At 72.9% G+C, this 15,535-nt stretch carries 10 protein-coding genes and 1 pseudogene; 9 read left to right on the forward strand and 2 right to left on the reverse strand.

Annotated elements, in window-relative coordinates; translation table 11 throughout:
* Positions 1 to 38 precede the first annotated feature (38 nt).
* The 9 genes and pseudogenes from IE286_RS22505 (at position 39) to IE286_RS22545 (ending at position 12,778) form a co-directional block, all read left to right on the forward strand.
* A complete protein-coding gene (locus IE286_RS22505) occupies positions 39 to 2,771 on the forward strand; it encodes a sensor histidine kinase (protein ID WP_189798587.1) in 2,733 nt (910 codons plus the stop codon).
* On the forward strand, positions 2,768 to 3,202 hold the full coding sequence (locus tag IE286_RS22510) for a roadblock/LC7 domain-containing protein (RefSeq protein ID WP_189798588.1): 435 nt from the start codon (positions 2,768 to 2,770) through the stop codon (positions 3,200 to 3,202). Before IE286_RS22505 ends, IE286_RS22510 begins: the two co-directional genes overlap by 4 nt.
* 9 nt (positions 3,203 to 3,211) lie before the next feature.
* Entirely contained in the window at positions 3,212 to 3,607 is a 396-nt protein-coding gene (locus IE286_RS22515; protein ID WP_189798589.1) for a DUF742 domain-containing protein, read from the forward strand.
* 28 nt (positions 3,608 to 3,635) lie between these two features.
* A pseudogene (locus tag IE286_RS22520) lies at positions 3,636 to 7,272 on the forward strand (hydantoinase B/oxoprolinase family protein); the annotation flags it as partial.
* Entirely contained in the window at positions 7,256 to 7,864 is a 609-nt protein-coding gene (locus tag IE286_RS22525) for a GTP-binding protein (RefSeq protein WP_189798591.1), read from the forward strand. The pseudogene IE286_RS22520 and the gene IE286_RS22525, both read left to right, overlap by 17 nt.
* Before the next feature lie 90 nt (positions 7,865 to 7,954).
* Positions 7,955 to 8,776 (forward strand): M15 family metallopeptidase, encoded by an 822-nt coding sequence (locus tag IE286_RS22530; RefSeq protein WP_189798592.1) that lies wholly within the window; start codon positions 7,955 to 7,957, stop codon positions 8,774 to 8,776.
* A gap of 92 nt (positions 8,777 to 8,868) precedes the next feature.
* Complete coding sequence (locus tag IE286_RS22535) at positions 8,869 to 9,399, forward strand: NUDIX domain-containing protein (RefSeq protein ID WP_189798593.1); 531 nt, start codon at positions 8,869 to 8,871, stop codon at positions 9,397 to 9,399.
* A 310-nt stretch (positions 9,400 to 9,709) separates the two neighbouring features.
* Positions 9,710 to 11,677, forward strand: a complete 1,968-nt coding sequence (locus tag IE286_RS22540) for an acetoacetate--CoA ligase (protein WP_189798594.1) — start codon at positions 9,710 to 9,712, stop codon at positions 11,675 to 11,677.
* A 207-nt stretch (positions 11,678 to 11,884) separates the two neighbouring features.
* Entirely contained in the window at positions 11,885 to 12,778 is an 894-nt protein-coding gene (locus tag IE286_RS22545) for a DUF8829 domain-containing protein (RefSeq protein ID WP_189798595.1), read from the forward strand.
* A gap of 140 nt (positions 12,779 to 12,918) precedes the next feature.
* On the opposite strand, the gene ptsP is transcribed toward IE286_RS22545, so the two are convergent.
* The gene (gene ptsP / locus IE286_RS22550; protein WP_189798596.1) at positions 12,919 to 14,589 is read right to left on the reverse strand and encodes a phosphoenolpyruvate--protein phosphotransferase; all 1,671 of its coding nucleotides are present in this window, start codon (positions 14,587 to 14,589) and stop codon (positions 12,919 to 12,921) included.
* 108 nt (positions 14,590 to 14,697) lie between these two features.
* Positions 14,698 to 15,147, reverse strand: coding sequence for a PTS sugar transporter subunit IIA (locus tag IE286_RS22555; protein WP_189798597.1), 450 nt, complete (start codon positions 15,145 to 15,147; stop codon positions 14,698 to 14,700).
* Positions 15,148 to 15,535 lie beyond the last annotated feature (388 nt).

The raw sequence follows: 15,535 nt of genomic DNA on the forward strand, positions 1-15,535 counted from the left end.
GTACACCCCCGGCCCAAGGGGGCGAGCTGGGGGAGGCCATGCGCTTTCGCGGGAAGTCCATCCGCAGGAAGATCGTGGCGCTGCTGCTCGTGCCGCTGCTGTCGCTGACCGTCGTCTGGGCCTTCGCGACCGTGATCACCGGACGCCAGGCGGCCCGGCTTCTCGCCACCTCGTCCGTGACGGAACAGGTCGCCCGCCCCACCGGGGACACCGTCCGCGTCCTGCAGCAGGAACGCCGCCGCACCCTCGTCCACCTCGCCGGCCCCGGTGACTCCGGCGCCCTCACCGCGTTGCGCCGCAGCCGCGCCGCCACCGACGAGGCCGTCGCACAGCTGCGCCGCGACGCCCGGAACCCGGAGGTCCGCGACGCGCTGGGCACCGGCGGCGCAGGACGCCTGACCGCCGCGATCGACGCCCTGAACGGCCTGGACGACCTGCGCCGCAGCGTCGACGACCGCGCCGTCGACCGCGCCCAGGCCCTGGACCTGTACAACCGCCTGGTCGACCCCTGCTTCGACCTGCTCGCCGGGCTGCACGTCACCGACGACGCCCGCCTCGCCCGCGAGTACCACGCGCTGGTCGACCTCGGCCGCGCCCGCGAGCTGCTCTCCCGCGAGGACGCGGTGCTCGGCTCCGCCCTGGTCACCGGCACCCTCACCCGTGACGAAAGCCGTGCCGTGGCCGAACTCGTCGCCCAGCGATCCCTGCTGTACGACGTCAGCCTGCCGCTGCTGCCGGCCTCGGAACGCGAGCGCTACCAGCGTTTCTGGGCCGACGCCTCCTCCGCCCCGGTGCGCGCCGCCGAGCAGGCGGCCGCCAAGGCCGGCTCCGGACCGCCCCGGGGAGTGACGGCGAAGAGCTGGGACGCCGCCGCCGCGAACGCCCTCGGCGACCTGTCCGCCCTCGGCGAACAGTCCGCGGACCGCTACGAGGACCGCGTCCGCCCGGTCGAGACCAGGATCGTCCTGAAGGCCGCCGTCTCCGGCGTGCTCGGTCTGCTGACCCTGCTGCTCTCCCTGCTGGTGTCCGTGCGCATCGGCCGCGACCTGATCCGCGACCTCAAGCAGCTGCGCGCCCAGGCCCACGAGGCCGCCTCCGTCCGCCTTCCCGGGGTGATGCGCCGCCTGTCGGCCGGTGAACAGGTCGACGTCGCCACCGAGGTGCCGCAGCTCACCTACGACCGGAACGAGATCGGCGAGGTCGCCCAGGCCGTCGACACCCTGCACCGGGCCGCCGTCGAGGCCGCCGCGAAACAAGCCGAACTCCGCGTCGGCCTCTCCCAGGTCTTCGTCAACCTCGCCCGCCGCAGCCAGGTGCTGCTGCACCGCCAGCTCGCCCTCCTCGACGCCATGGAACGCCGCACCGAGGACACCGAGGAACTGGCCGACCTGTTCCGCCTCGACCATCTGACCACCCGCATGCGCCGGCACGCCGAGGGCCTGGTGATCCTCTCCGGCGCCGCACCGACCCGGCAGTGGCGCCGGCCCGTGCAGCTCATGGACGTCGTCCGCGCCGCCGTCGCCGAGGTCGAGGACTACGAACGCGTCGAGGTCCGCCGGCTGCCGCGCGTCGCCGTCACCGGCCCGGCGGTCGGCGACCTGACCCATCTGCTCGCCGAACTCCTGGAGAACGCCACGGTGTTCTCCCCGCCGCACACGGCCGTGCAGGTCCTCGGCGAACGGGTCCCCAGCGGTTTCGGCCTGAAGATCCACGACCGGGGCCTGGGCATGCCGCCCGAGGCCCTGCTGGAAGCCAACCTCCGGCTCGCCGAGACCCCGGAGTTCGAACCGTCCCAGACCGACCGGCTCGGCCTGTTCGTGGTCAGCCGCCTGGCCCGGCGGCAGAACGTCCGCGTCTCCCTCCAGCCGTCCCCCTACGGCGGCATCACCGCGGTCGTGCTCATCCCCGACACGCTGCTGACGGACGACGTCCCCGACACCAACGGCGTCGGCTTCCGCCTCGACCGGCCCCGGATCAGCGGGAAGAAGGAGCCGGAGGACCGCCGCGGCACGGAGCGGGCCGAGGTCCCCGCACGGCTGCCCCGGCTGCCGGAGGAGCCGGGGCAGCCGGGGGACGCCGAGGCGCCGTCCGGCGCGGACGCCGAGGAGCAGGCCCCGGCCGCCCCCGGCGAGCGGGACGCCGCAGCAGGATCGTTCCGCCCGCGCCCCGCCCCCGCCCGGCCCCGTACGGACACCAAGGACACGGGGAACGACGGGGACGAGGCACCCGGCCGGCCGGTGCCGCTGCCCCGCAGGCGCCGGACGCCGAAGCTGGTCAGCTCGCACGGCCGCCCGGTCGCCGAGCAGCCCACACCCTCCGGCCGCGAGCCGGGCGACGCGCCGCGCTCCCCGGGCGACAGCGGTACGGAACCGGCACCGCTGCCCGCCCTGCCGCGCCGCCGCCGCAGCACGTCAGCCGGGGCACCGGAGGGGCCCTCCCGGGCCACGCCCGGGGAGCGGGACCAGCCGGCCGCCCCGGCAACCGCCGGGTCCGGGCCCGCCCGGACCCCCGCCGCCGAGGACGGCGAACCCGCCGCCCGGCCGCTGCCCCGGCGGGTGCGGCAGGCGAGCCTCGCGAAGCGGCTCCAGCAGACTCCGCAACGGCGCACCGCCCGCCAGGCCGATCCGGCCGAACGGGACGCCGAACAGGTCCGCGCCCGCATGGCCTCGCTCCAGCGGGGCTGGCAGCGCGGCCGGCAGGAGAACGCCACGGGCGACGACGCCCGCGACGACAGCACAGCACCAGGAACGACTAAGGGGGACGGTCGATGACCGCACCGAAGGCGACCGGCCAGACCGCGACCGACAAGAAGGAGCTGAACTGGCTCCTGGACGACCTCGTGGAACGGGTCGCGAGCATCCGCAAGGCCATGGTCCTGTCCAGCGACGGCCTGCCGACGGGCGTGTCCAAGGACCTCACCCGCGAGGACAGCGAACACCTGGCCGCGGTGGCCTCCGGCTTCCACAGCCTCGCCAAGGGAGTGGGCCGGCACTTCGACGCCGGCGGGGTCCGCCAGACGGTCGTCGAACTCGACGAGGCCTTCCTGTTCGTCACGGCCGCCGGCGACGGCAGCTGCCTGGCCGTGCTGTCGGAGGCCGAGGCGGACATCGGCCAGATCGCCTACGAGATGACCCTCCTGGTCAAGCGGGTCGGCGCGCACCTGGGGTCCGCCCCGCGCACCGACCTGCCCTCCGCCGGGTAGTGGGAAGGCATGAGCACGGACGGTCAGGCAGGACACCACTGGTTCGACGACGAGGCCGGACCGGTGGTCCGCCCTTACGCCATGACGCGGGGGCGCACCAGCCACGCTGCCCAGCACCGCCTGGACCTGATCGCGGTGGTCGTCACCGAACCCGGCGCGGACGACCCGGACACGGACGACGCGCTGTCCCCGGAGCACGTGGAGATCATCGAACGGTGCCGCGACACCCCGCAGACGGTCGCCGAACTGGCCGCGGACCTCGATCTGCCCGTCGGCGTGGTCCGCGTGCTCGTCGGTGACCTGATGGACCAGGAGTACGTGTACGTCAACCGCCCCGTACCGCCTGCGGAACTGGTGGACGAGAGTATTCTGCGCGATGTGATCAACGGCCTGCGGGCGCTGTGAGCGGCACGCACGGAAGCGGGGTAGCGACGTGGCAGGCTGGCAGTTCTGGATCGACCGGGGCGGCACCTTCACCGACGTCGTCGCGCGCCGCCCGGACGGCCGCCTGCTCACGCACAAGCTGCTGTCCGACAACCCCGCGCGGTACGCCGACGCGGCCGTCGCCGGCGTCCACGCGCTCCTGGCCGGCTCCGCCGCACCGGTCGACTCCGTCCGCATGGGCACCACCGTGGCCACCAACGCCCTGCTGGAGCGCACGGGGGAGCGGACCGTCCTGGTCGTCACCCGCGGTTTCCGGGACGCCCTGCGCATCGCCTACCAGAACCGCCCGCACATCTTCGCCCGCCGCATCGAGCTGCCCGAGCTGCTGTACGAGCGGGTGATCGAGGCGGACGAGCGCATCGCTGCCGACGGCACCGTGCTGCGCCCCGTGGACCTGGAGGCCCTCGCCGGCCCGCTGCGGCAGGCGTACGACGACGGCATCCGCGCCGTCGCCGTCGTCTGCCTGCACGCCCACCTCTACCCGCGGCACGAGCGGGCCGTCGGCGAGCTGGCCGAGCGGATCGGCTTCCCGCAGATCTCGCTGTCCAGCGAGGTCAGCCCTCTGATGAAACTCGTCCCGCGCGGCGACACCGCCGTCGTCGATGCCTATCTCTCGCCCGTGCTGCGCCGTTACGTCCGGCAGGTGGCCGACGAGCTGCGCGGCGTGCGGCTGATGTTCATGCAGTCCAACGGGGGCCTCGCCGAGGCAGAGCAGTTCCGCGGCAAGGACGCCGTGCTCTCCGGTCCCGCGGGCGGCATCGTCGGCATGGCCCGCCTGTCCCGGCTGGCCGGCTACGACCGGGTCATCGGCTTCGACATGGGCGGCACCTCCACCGACGTCTCCCACTACGCGGGCGAGTACGAACGCGTCCCGACCCTGCAGATCGCCGGCGTCCGGCTGCAGGCCCCGATGCTGGACATCCACACCGTGGCCGCCGGCGGCGGCTCCGTGCTGCACTTCGACGGCTCCCGCTACCGGGTCGGCCCGGACTCCGCCGGAGCCGACCCCGGCCCCGCCTGCTACCGCGGCGGCGGCCCGCTCGCCCTCACCGACGCCAACGTCATGCTCGGCCGCATCCAGCCGCAGCACTTCCCCCGTGTCTTCGGCCCCTCCGGCGACCGGATGCTGGACGACGCCCTGGTGCGGGAACGCTTCACCGCCCTCGCCGAGAAGATCCGCCGGCACACCGGCGACGAGCGCACCCCCGAGCAGGTCGCCGAGGGCTATCTGCGGATCGCCGTCGCCAACATCGCCAACGCCATCAAGCGGATCTCGGTGCAGAAGGGGCACGACGTCACCCGCTACGCCCTGACCACCTTCGGCGGCGCGGGCGGGCAGCACGCCTGCCAGGTCGCCGACGCCCTCGGCATCCGCACCGTCCTGGTCCCGCCCATGGCCGGTGTGCTCTCCGCGCTCGGCATCGGTCTCGCCGACATCACCGCCATGCGCGAGCAGTCCGTCGAGACACCCCTGGACGAGGCCGCCCTGCCGCGGGTGATGCGCACCGCCGACGACCTGGAGCACGCGGCCCTCGCCGAACTGCGCGCCGAGGACGTCCCCGAGGAGGCCGTCCGCATCACCCGGCGCGCCCGGCTGCGCTACGACGGCACCGACACCACCCTGACCGTCGCGCTCACCGACGCCGCCACCATGCGGGCCGAGTTCGAGCAGCTCCACCGCCGCACCTACTCCTTCACCCTGGACCGCCCCGTCGTCGTCGAGTCCCTAGAGGTGGAGGCCACCGGCGTCACCGAACCCCCCGACCTGTCCGCCCTCGCCCCCTGCGACAGCGCCCGCGCGGACAGCGCCCCCGCGCGGACCGTCCGGCTGCACACCGGCGGAACCTGGCGCGAGGTGCCCCTGCACCACCGCGAGGAGCTGCCGCAGGGTGCCACCGTCACCGGCCCCGCGATCATCACCGAGGCCAGTGCGACCACCGTCGTCGACGACGGCTGGCGGGCCACGGTCCGCGCCGGCGGCCACCTGGTCATGGAACGCGTGACGGCCCCCAAGAGCACGAAGCTGAGCACCCGGGCCGATCCCGTCCTGCTCGAGGTGTTCAACAATCTCTTCATGTCCATCGCCGAGCAGATGGGCGCCCGCCTGCAGTCCACGGCCCAGTCGGTCAACATCAAGGAGCGGCTGGACTTCTCCTGCGCCCTGTTCGACCCGGACGGCAACCTGGTGGCCAACGCCCCGCACATCCCCGTCCACCTGGGCTCGATGGGCACCAGCGTCAAGGAGGTGATCCGGCGCCGCTGGGGACGGATGCGGCCCGGGGACGCCTACGCGGTCAACGACCCCTACCACGGCGGCACCCATCTGCCCGACATCACCGTCATCACCCCGGTCTTCGACACCTCCGGCGGCAGTGACGGCGAGCGGATCCTGTTCTACGTCGCCTCCCGCGGCCATCACGCCGAGATCGGCGGCATCGCCCCGGGCTCCATGCCCGCCCGCAGCCGCACCATCGACGAGGAGGGCGTCCTCTTCGACACCTGGCTGCTCGCCGAGGGCGGCCGCCTGCGCGAGGAGGAGACCCGCCGCCTGCTCACCTGCGGCCCCTACCCCTCCCGCGACCCCGACACCAACCTCGCCGACCTGCGCGCCCAGATCGCCGCCAACCAGAAGGGCGTCGACGAAGTCGGCCGCATGATCGAGGAGTTCGGGCTCGACGTCGTCCAGGCCTACATGAAGCACGTCCAGGACAACGCCGAGGAGGCGGTGCGCCGGGTCGTCGACGCCCTGGACGACGGCGAGTACACCTACGAGACCGACGCGGGCGCGGTCATCAAGGTACGGGTGAGCGTGGACCGCGCCGGCCGCTCGGCGACCATCGACTTCACCGGCACCTCGCCGCAGCAGCCCACCAACGTCAACGCACCGCGCGCCGTCGTCGACGCGGCCGTCCTGTACGTCTTCCGCACCCTCGTCGCCGACGACATCCCCCTCAACGACGGCTGCCTGCGCCCGTTGCACATCGTCGTCCCGCCCGGGACCATGCTCAGCCCCGAGCCGCCGGCCGCGGTCGTCGCCGGCAACGTGGAGACCTCCCAGGCGATCACCGGGGCGCTCTACGCCGCCCTGCGCGTCCAGGCGGAGGGCTCCGGCACCATGAACAACGTCACCTTCGGCAACGACCGCCACCAGTACTACGAGACGGTCGCCTCCGGCTCGGGCGCGGGGGAGGGCTTCGACGGGGCGAGCGTCGTGCAGACCCATATGACCAACTCCCGGCTCACCGACCCCGAGGTCCTCGAATGGCGGCTGCCGGTGCGCCTGGAGGAGTTCTCGGTCCGTCACGGCAGCGGCGGCGCCGGACGCTGGCGCGGCGGGGACGGAGCGGTGCGCCGCATCCGCTTCCTGGAGCCGATGACCGTCACCACGCTGGCACAGCACCGCCGGGTGCCGCCCTACGGCATGGCGGGCGGGCAGCCCGGGGCCCTGGGCGCGGCGCGGGTGGAGCGCGCGGACGGCACGGTCGTCGAACTCGCCGGAAGCGACACGGCCGAGGTCGCGGCGGGCGATGTGCTCGTCGTCGAGACCCCTGGCGGCGGGGGCTACGGCCCCGTGCCGGACGACCCTCAGTGAGCAGGAGAGACACATCGATGATCCGCGGGCGTTCCGAGGCGGGCAAGCCGCCCATCGAGCCGGTCACGCTCAAGATCCTGGTGGCCGGTGGCTTCGGCGTGGGCAAGACCACCTTCGTCGGCGCGGTCAGCGAGATCAGGCCGCTGCGCACCGAGGAGGTGCTCACCGAGGCGGGCCGCCCGGTCGACGACGTCACCGGAGTGGAGGGCAAGCGGACCACCACGGTCGCACTGGACTTCGGGCGGATCACGCTGCGCGAGGACCTGGTGCTGTATCTGTTCGGCACCCCGGGCCAGGAGCGGTTCTGGTTCATGTGGGAGGAGCTGACCGAGGGGGCGCTCGGCGCGGTGGTGCTGGCCGACACCCGCCGGCTGGAAGGCTGCTTCCCGGCCGTCGACTACTGCGAACGGCGCTCCATCCCGTTCGTGGTGGGCGTCAACTGCTTCGAGGGGGCCGTCCGCTACCCGGTCGAGGACGTCCGCGAGGCCCTCGACCTGGACCCGTCGATCCCGGTGGTGCTGTGCGACGCACGCGAGCGGGAGTCGGTCAAGCAGGTCCTGGCCGCGGTCGTCCAGCACGCCCGGCATCACGCGGCGGCCGCGGGCCGGCGCCAGGTCACCACCTGAGACGAGGACACCGGGACGGTCGCCGGCGGGGGCCGCGCCGTCCCGGTGGATCTTCCGGGCGGTCCCCCGCACCCGATACATGTAGGAGACATGACATCTCTGACCCGTCTCCTGCGCGCCGCGGTCACCGCCGCCGCCGCGCTGCTGGCCCTCACCACCGCCTCCGCCACCGCGTCCGCCGCCCCGCAGCATCACGACGGCCCGCGGGCACCCGGTGACTTCGTCGCGCTCAGCAGCGTCGACCCGACGATCATCCAGGAGATCCGCTACTTCACCCCGCACAACTTCGTCGGCGAACGCATCGACGGCTACCGGCAGCCGCTGTGCATCCTGACCCGCCCCGCCGCCGAGGCCCTGCACCGCGCCCAGCGGCAGCTGCTGCGCCAGGGCTACTCGCTGAAGGTCTACGACTGCTACCGGCCGCAGCGCGCCGTCGACCACTTCGTCCGCTGGGCCGAGGACCTCGGCGACCAGAAGATGAAGGACGAGTTCTACCCGCGCGTGGACAAGACCCGCCTGTTCGAGGACGGCTACATCGCGGAGAAGTCCGGCCACAGCCGCGGCTCGACGGCGGACCTGACGATCGTCCCGCTCCCGGCCCGGCCGACCCGCCCCTACGTCCCCGGACAGCCCCTCGTGCCCTGCTACGCGCCCCAGGACGAGCGCTTCGAGGACAACTCCCTGGACATGGGTACCGGCTTCGACTGCTTCGACACCCTCGCCCACACCCTCGACCCCCGCATCCAGGGCCAGCAGCGCGCCAACCGCCTGCTGCTGGAGTCCACCCTGGAGAAGCTCGGCTTCGTCAACCTCGCCGAGGAGTGGTGGCACTACACGTACCAGCCCGAGCCCTACCCGGACACCTACTTCGACTTCCCGGTCTCCCGCGCCTGTCTGACCCAGGGCCGCTGAACGGACGGCCACCGCGAGATGCTGCCGCTGGGTGCTCAGGCGGACCGGCTGTGACGGAAGAGCGTCTTCCGCTGATCGGATACAGTCCGCGCGTGTCCGAGAAGCAGCAACCGACTGTCAAATCCGTTGCGTATTCGCACTGTTCGAGCTGCGGGGCGCCCTACGGCGAGGGCGTCTCCGGCTGGCCCCGCACCTGCCCCGCCTGCGGGGACGTGGCCTACGGCAACCCGCTGCCCGTCGCGGTGGCCCTGCAACCTGTGTACGACACCCAGGGCACCGCTCTGGTCGTGATCACCCGGACCGTCGACCCCGTGGGCCCGGCGCTGCCCGGCGGCTACATCGACCACCGGGAAGACTGGCGGCACGCCGTCGTCCGCGAACTGAAGGAGGAGACCGGCATCGAGGCGGCCGCCCGCGACGTACGGCTGGCCGACGCCATGAGCGCGCCCGACGGTCACCTCATCCTCTTCGGCCTGCTCCCCGAACGCCCCGCCGACGGCCTGCCGCCCTCGGCCCCCACCGACGAGACGGAGGGCCGGCAGCTGCTGCGCCGGCCCGCGGAGCTGGTCTTCCCCCTGCACACACGCGCGGTACAGGCCTGGTTCGAGGGCCGCTACATCTGACCCCCGGCTCGCCCGGCTCACCGGGGCCCGCCGCCCCGCCCGGCCCCCTCCGGACGCACACGGGCGGGACGGCGCGCCAGCCCCCATCCCGGCGCAGACCGGGCGGGACGGCGCCCCGGGCTCGTCGTCGCGTCCGCCCCGCCCGGCCCCACACCAGGCTCGGACCACATCCTCACGTCACGGACTATGTGCGGCGCACCCTGGTGCGGGCGTCGATCACGTGGCATCGTCCGTGTCAGCCGCGTCACGCGCACACCCCGGCCCGTGCGCGGAACGACGCACACGACGCGCACAGTCCAGGAGCCGCCCCATGACGACCGCGAACCCTTCGCCGCTCTGGCAGCCCGATCCGCAGCGGATCGCCCAGGCACGGATCACGACGTTCCAGGCCTGGGCGGCGGAACACCACGGCGCACCGGCCGAGGGCGGATACCCGGCCCTGCACCGCTGGTCCGTCGACGAGCCGGAGACGTTCTGGCACGCCGTCACGGAGTGGTTCGACGTCCGGTTCAGCACCCCCTTCACCCGTGTCCTCGGCGACCGCGCCATGCCCGGCGCCCAGTGGTTCCCCGGCGCCACCCTGAACTACGCCGAGCACGCCCTGCGCGCCGCCGCGACCCGCGCGGACGAACCGGCGCTGCTGCACGTGGACGAGACCCACGAACCGCGCCCCGTGACCTGGGCCGAGCTGCGCCGCCAGGTGGGCTCCCTCGCCGCCGAGCTGCGCGCCCTCGGCGTGCGCCCCGGCGACCGGGTCAGCGGCTACCTGCCGAACATCCCCCAGGCCGTCGTCGCCCTCCTCGCCACCGCCGCCGTCGGCGCCGTGTGGACCTCCTGCGCCCCCGACTTCGGCGCCCGCAGCGTCCTGGACCGCTTCCAGCAGGTCGAACCGGTCGTGCTGTTCACCGTCGACGGCTACCGCTACGGCGGCAAGGAACACGACCGCCGCGCCGTCGTCGCCGAACTGCGCCGCGAGCTGCCCAGCCTGCGCGCCGTCGTCCACATCCCCCTGCTCGGCACCGAGCCTCCCGGAGGCGCCCTGGAATGGTCCGCGCTGACCGGCGCCGACACCGAGCCCGTCTTCGAACAGGTGCCGTTCGACCACCCCCTGTGGGTGCTGTACTCCTCCGGCACCACCGGCCTGCCCAAGGCCATCGTGCAGTCCCAGGGCGGCATCCTGGTCGAGCACCTCAAACAGCTCGGCCTGCACTGCGACCTCGGCCCCGAGGACCGCTTCTTCTGGTACACCTCGACCGGCTGGATGATGTGGAACTTCCTCGTCTCCGGCCTGCTGGTCGGCGCGACGGTCATCCTCTACGACGGCAGCGCCGGCTATCCGGACACGGGCGCCCAGTGGCGGGTCGCCGAGCACACCGCGGCCACCTTCTTCGGCACCTCCGCCGCTTACGTCATGGCCTGCCGCAAGAACGAGGTCCACCCCGCCCGCGACTACGACCTGTCCCGCGTCCGGTGCGTGGCCACCACCGGCTCCCCGCTGCCGCCCGACGGATTCCGCTGGCTGCACGACGAGGTCCGCGACGACCTCTGGATCGCCTCCGTCAGCGGCGGCACCGACGTGTGCTCCTGCTTCGCCGGAGCCGTCCCCACCCTCCCGGTGTACACCGGAGAGCTGCAGGCGGCCTGCCTGGGCACCGACCTGCAGTCCTGGGACCCGGCCGGCAAGCCGCTGACCGACGAGGTCGGGGAGCTGGTCGTCACCAACCCCATGCCGTCCATGCCGATCCGCTTCTGGAACGACCCCGACGGCAGCCGCTACCACGACAGCTACTTCGCCATGTACCCCGGCGTATGGCGCCACGGCGACTGGATCACCCTCACCTCCCGGGGCTCCGTGATCATCCACGGCCGCTCCGACTCCACGCTCAACCGCCAGGGCGTACGGATGGGCTCCGCCGACATCTACGAAGCCGTCGAACGGCTCCCGGAGATCAAGGAGTCCCTGGTCGTCGGCCTCGAACAGCCCGACGGCGGCTACTGGATGCCCCTGTTCGTGCACCTGGCCCCCCAAGCCGTCCTCGACGAGGCGCTCGTGACCAGGATCAAGCAGACGATCCGCGAGCAGCTCTCCCCGCGCCACGTCCCCGACGAGATCATCGAGGTGCCCGGGGTGCCTCACACCCTCACCGGCAAACGCATCGAGGTCCCCGTCAAGCGCCTGCTCCAGGGCACCCCGCTGGACAAAGCGGTCAACCCCGGCTCCGTGGACGACCTCGACCTGCTGCGCTTCTACGAGGACCTGGCCCGCACACGCGCCTAGAGGTACGCACCGTCACCGCCACCCCAGCCCACAGCACCGGCGGGTGGCGGTGCGGTCACGCCTGTGACCTGCACCGTCACATCCCCGTTCGGTATGCCCGCGGCACCGGGACGCCATAGGCAGGCGCGTTGTCAGTGCTGTCGATTACGGTGAGTGAGCATTGAGCGCTGATCAGAGCGCTGATCGACCATGTGCACAGGGGGAGACATGGCGGACACCGACCACCGGACGATGCGACGCGTCCTGCGCCAGGAGATGGCCGGCACCATCGGCCTGCTCACCGACGAGGACGACTTCCGCGCCATGCGGCGCTACCGCAGCTTCGCCTTCGACGACCACGACACCTATCTGCAACAGGTCGAAGCCCTCCTCAAAGCCCGGGCCGCACAGGGCAGTCACACCACCGTGGCCCTCTTCGACCCCGAGGAGTACGCCGCCTACTGCGCGGACACCGGCATCGACCCCGACACCCCCGCGAGCCGCGCCCGCTTCGCCGCCGAACTCGCCACCGGCGGCGCGACCGTCCCCTACGACGGCCGGCCACTCGCGGAACTCGTCCCCGTCCTCGTGGACGCGGCCGTACGCCACGCCACCTGGGAGTACGCCTCCCAGCTGCTCGCCAGGCTCGGCCCCTGCGCCGTCTGCGGCGCGGACATCGGCCACGCCATGTACACACGGGCCGCACAGCTGCTCGCGCGGATCCTCGACACCGCACCACCGGGCCACCACCACCTCGTCTGCAGCGTCACCGCCTCACCGGAGACCCTCCTCGCGGTCCTGCGCACGGATGAGGAGGCCGACGGCTCCCACCGGTTCGACGACACCGAGGCGATGGAGCTGACCGCGGTCCTCGCCGCCGGTCTCGCCACGCACCGCCCCGGCGGCCTCGTCATGCGCACCACCGCACCGGGAGTGCCGGACCGCGTCTATGGCTGGCGCCTGCGCGGCCACGGACTTGAGCCGCTGACCGCGGCCGAGGTCTTCGACGCCTACTGCACCGACGTGGATTCCGGCGACCTGGTCGCCCCCGAATCCGGCGTCGACTACACCGCCCCACCCGACCTCGGCGACAGCGCGACGGCACCCCCGCACCAGCACTGAACGGCCCCGGCACCGTCGAGGCGGCCGAGCGGGCCCCGGACACAGGCCACCCCCGGGACACGGCCGGTGAACGCCGTGGGGCGCCCCACCCTCCGGTGGGGCGCCCACGGACCACCGTCGTCGCCCGGCGACCCGGCCGGTCACTCCCCGGACAGCACCGCCCGCGCGGCGGCCCGCGCCTCCTCGGCGCTGTCCGCGGCCCGCGCGGCCGCCGCCGCACGCTCGCACTGCGCCAGCGTGTGCTTGGCCAGCGTCGCCCGGACGTACGGGATCGACGCCGCACCCATGGACAGGGAGGTGACGCCCAGACCCGTCAGCACACACGCCAGCAGCGGATCCGACGCGGCCTCGCCGCACACACCGCAGCTCTTGCCCTCGGCCTTCGCCGCCTCCGCGGCCATGGCCACCAGGTCCAGCAGGGCGGGCTGCCAGGGGTCCTGCAGCCGGGACACCGCACCCACCTGCCGGTCCGCGGCGAAGGTGTACTGCGCCAGGTCGTTCGTCCCCAGCGACAGGAACTCGACCTCCTGCAGCACCGAGCGCGCCCGCAGCGCGGCGGACGGAACCTCGACCATGGCGCCGAACTTCGCCCGCAGCCCCGCCGCACGGCACGCGTCCGCGAACGCCTTCGCGTCGGTACGGTCCGCGACCATCGGCGCCATGACCTCCAGGTAGACCGGCAGCCCCTCGGCGGCCCGGGCCAGCGCGGTCAGCTGGGTGTGCAGCACCTCCGGGTGGTCGAGCAGCGTCCGCAGCCCCCGCACGCCCAGCGCGGGGTTCGGCTCGTCGGACGGCGTCAGGAACTCCAGCGGCTTGTCCGCGCCCGCGTCGAGCACCCGCACCACCACCCGGCCCTCCGGGAAGGCCTCCAGCACCTGCCGGTAGGCGGCGACCTGCTTCTGAAGCGACGGAGCCTTCTTGTGGTCGTCGAGGAAGAGGAACTCGGTCCGGAACAGACCGACACCCTCAGCACCGGCCTCCACGGCCGCCGCCACGTCGGCCGGGCCACCGATGTTGGCCAGCAGCGGCACCTTGTGCCCGTCGGAGGTGGCACCGGGACCCGTCGAGGCGGCCAGCGCGGCCTTGCGCTCGGCGGCCAGCGCCTGCAGCTGCCGCTTTTTGTCCTCACTCGGGTCGACGAAGATCTCACCGGTGCTGCCGTCCACCGCGATCACCGTGCCCTCGGCCAGCTCGACCGCACCGGGCAGCGCCACCACGGCCGGCACGCCGAGCGCCCGCGCCAGGATCGCGCTGTGGCTCGTCGGGCCGCCCTCCTCCGTGACGAAACCCAGTACGAGCGCCGGGTCCAGCAGCGCCGTGTCGGCCGGTGCCAGATCCCGCGCCACCAGCACATAGGGCCGGTCGCTGTCCGGCACACCCGGCATGGGCACGCCGAGCAGCCGCGCGACGATCCGGTTCCGCACATCGTCCAGGTCGGCCACCCGGCCGGCCAGGTACTCACCGGCACCGGCCAGCAGATCACGGTAGGCGGCGAACGCGTCGTACACGGCACGCTCCGCCGTGCTCCCGACCGCGATGCGCCGCTCCACATCCGCGATCAGTTCGGGGTCCTGCGCCATCATGGCCTGCGCCTCGAGCACCGCCTGGGCCTCGCCGCCGGCCAGATTGCCGCGTGCCATCAGGTCGGCCGCCACCGCCTCCACTGCCCGGCGGGCGCGCCCCTGTTCACGCTCCGCCTCCTCGGCCGGAATCTGCTTGGCCGGCGGCTCCAGCACCGCCGTTCCCATGTGCCGGACCTCGCCGATCGCCACGCCGTGGCTCACACCGACGCCTCGCAGGGTTGTTTCCATGTCACCCGTCTCCGATGAGTGCGGCGGCGGTGCCGCCGCGATGGTCTTCCTGCCGGCCGCCCTCGCCGTCCCCGCCGTCCCTGCGGCGTCGCGGGACGGAAGAGGGCCTCACTCCCAGACGAAGAGAACGTCGCCGGCCGTCACGTCGCCGCTGTCGCGAAGGCCGGAGAGCGTCTCAGCGGTGGCCTCCAGTGCCACGACCGGGCAGACCGGGGACTTGCCCGCGGCCTCCACGTCGGCCGGATTCCAGCGCACCACGGCCTGTCCGCGGGTCACCTTGTCACCCTTGTTCACAAGGAGCTCGAAGCCGGCGCCGCCCAGCTGCACGGTGTCGATGCCGAGGTGGGTCAGCACTCCGTGCCCCTGGTCGTCGGCGACGACGAAGGCGTGGGCGTGCAGCGAGACGATCACACCGTCCACGGGAGACACGGCCTCGCACGGCTCACGCACCGGATCGATCGCCGTCCCGGGGCCGACCATGGCGCCGGAGAAGACGGGGTCCGGCACGGCGGCCAGTCCGATGGCACGTCCGGCGATCGGGGACGTCACGGTGGTCATGGGAAGCCTCCCAGGGGTGGAGATCGAAGCGGCCGTTCCCGCGGTCGCCGGACGGCACGCCTGTTGTGCAGGGTATGTCACGGTAAGTACCGGAGCCGGGCGAGAGCTTACGACAGCTTCCCCTGGTGGTCTAGACCATCAAAGGACCTCATTTGCACGGCGTCTGCCGCCCCCTGTACAGTCATAGCCCCGCCTGGGACTGAGAGACGCCGTCGGACGTCCTCGACCGGGTGTCACCCGATCTGTCAGATCCTATCTCGGGATCACTTTCCGCATGCCTGCCGGAGGGTGGTCAGAGAGGTCGGAAAAGCCTGATAGAGTCGGAGACACCGAAGGGAAAACGCCCGGAGGAAAGCCCGAGAGGGTGAGTACGAAGGAAGCGTTCGTT

Origin of the sequence: Streptomyces thermodiastaticus (assembly GCF_014656135.1) — a bacterium.
Lineage (GTDB): Bacteria > Actinomycetota > Actinomycetes > Streptomycetales > Streptomycetaceae > Streptomyces > Streptomyces thermodiastaticus.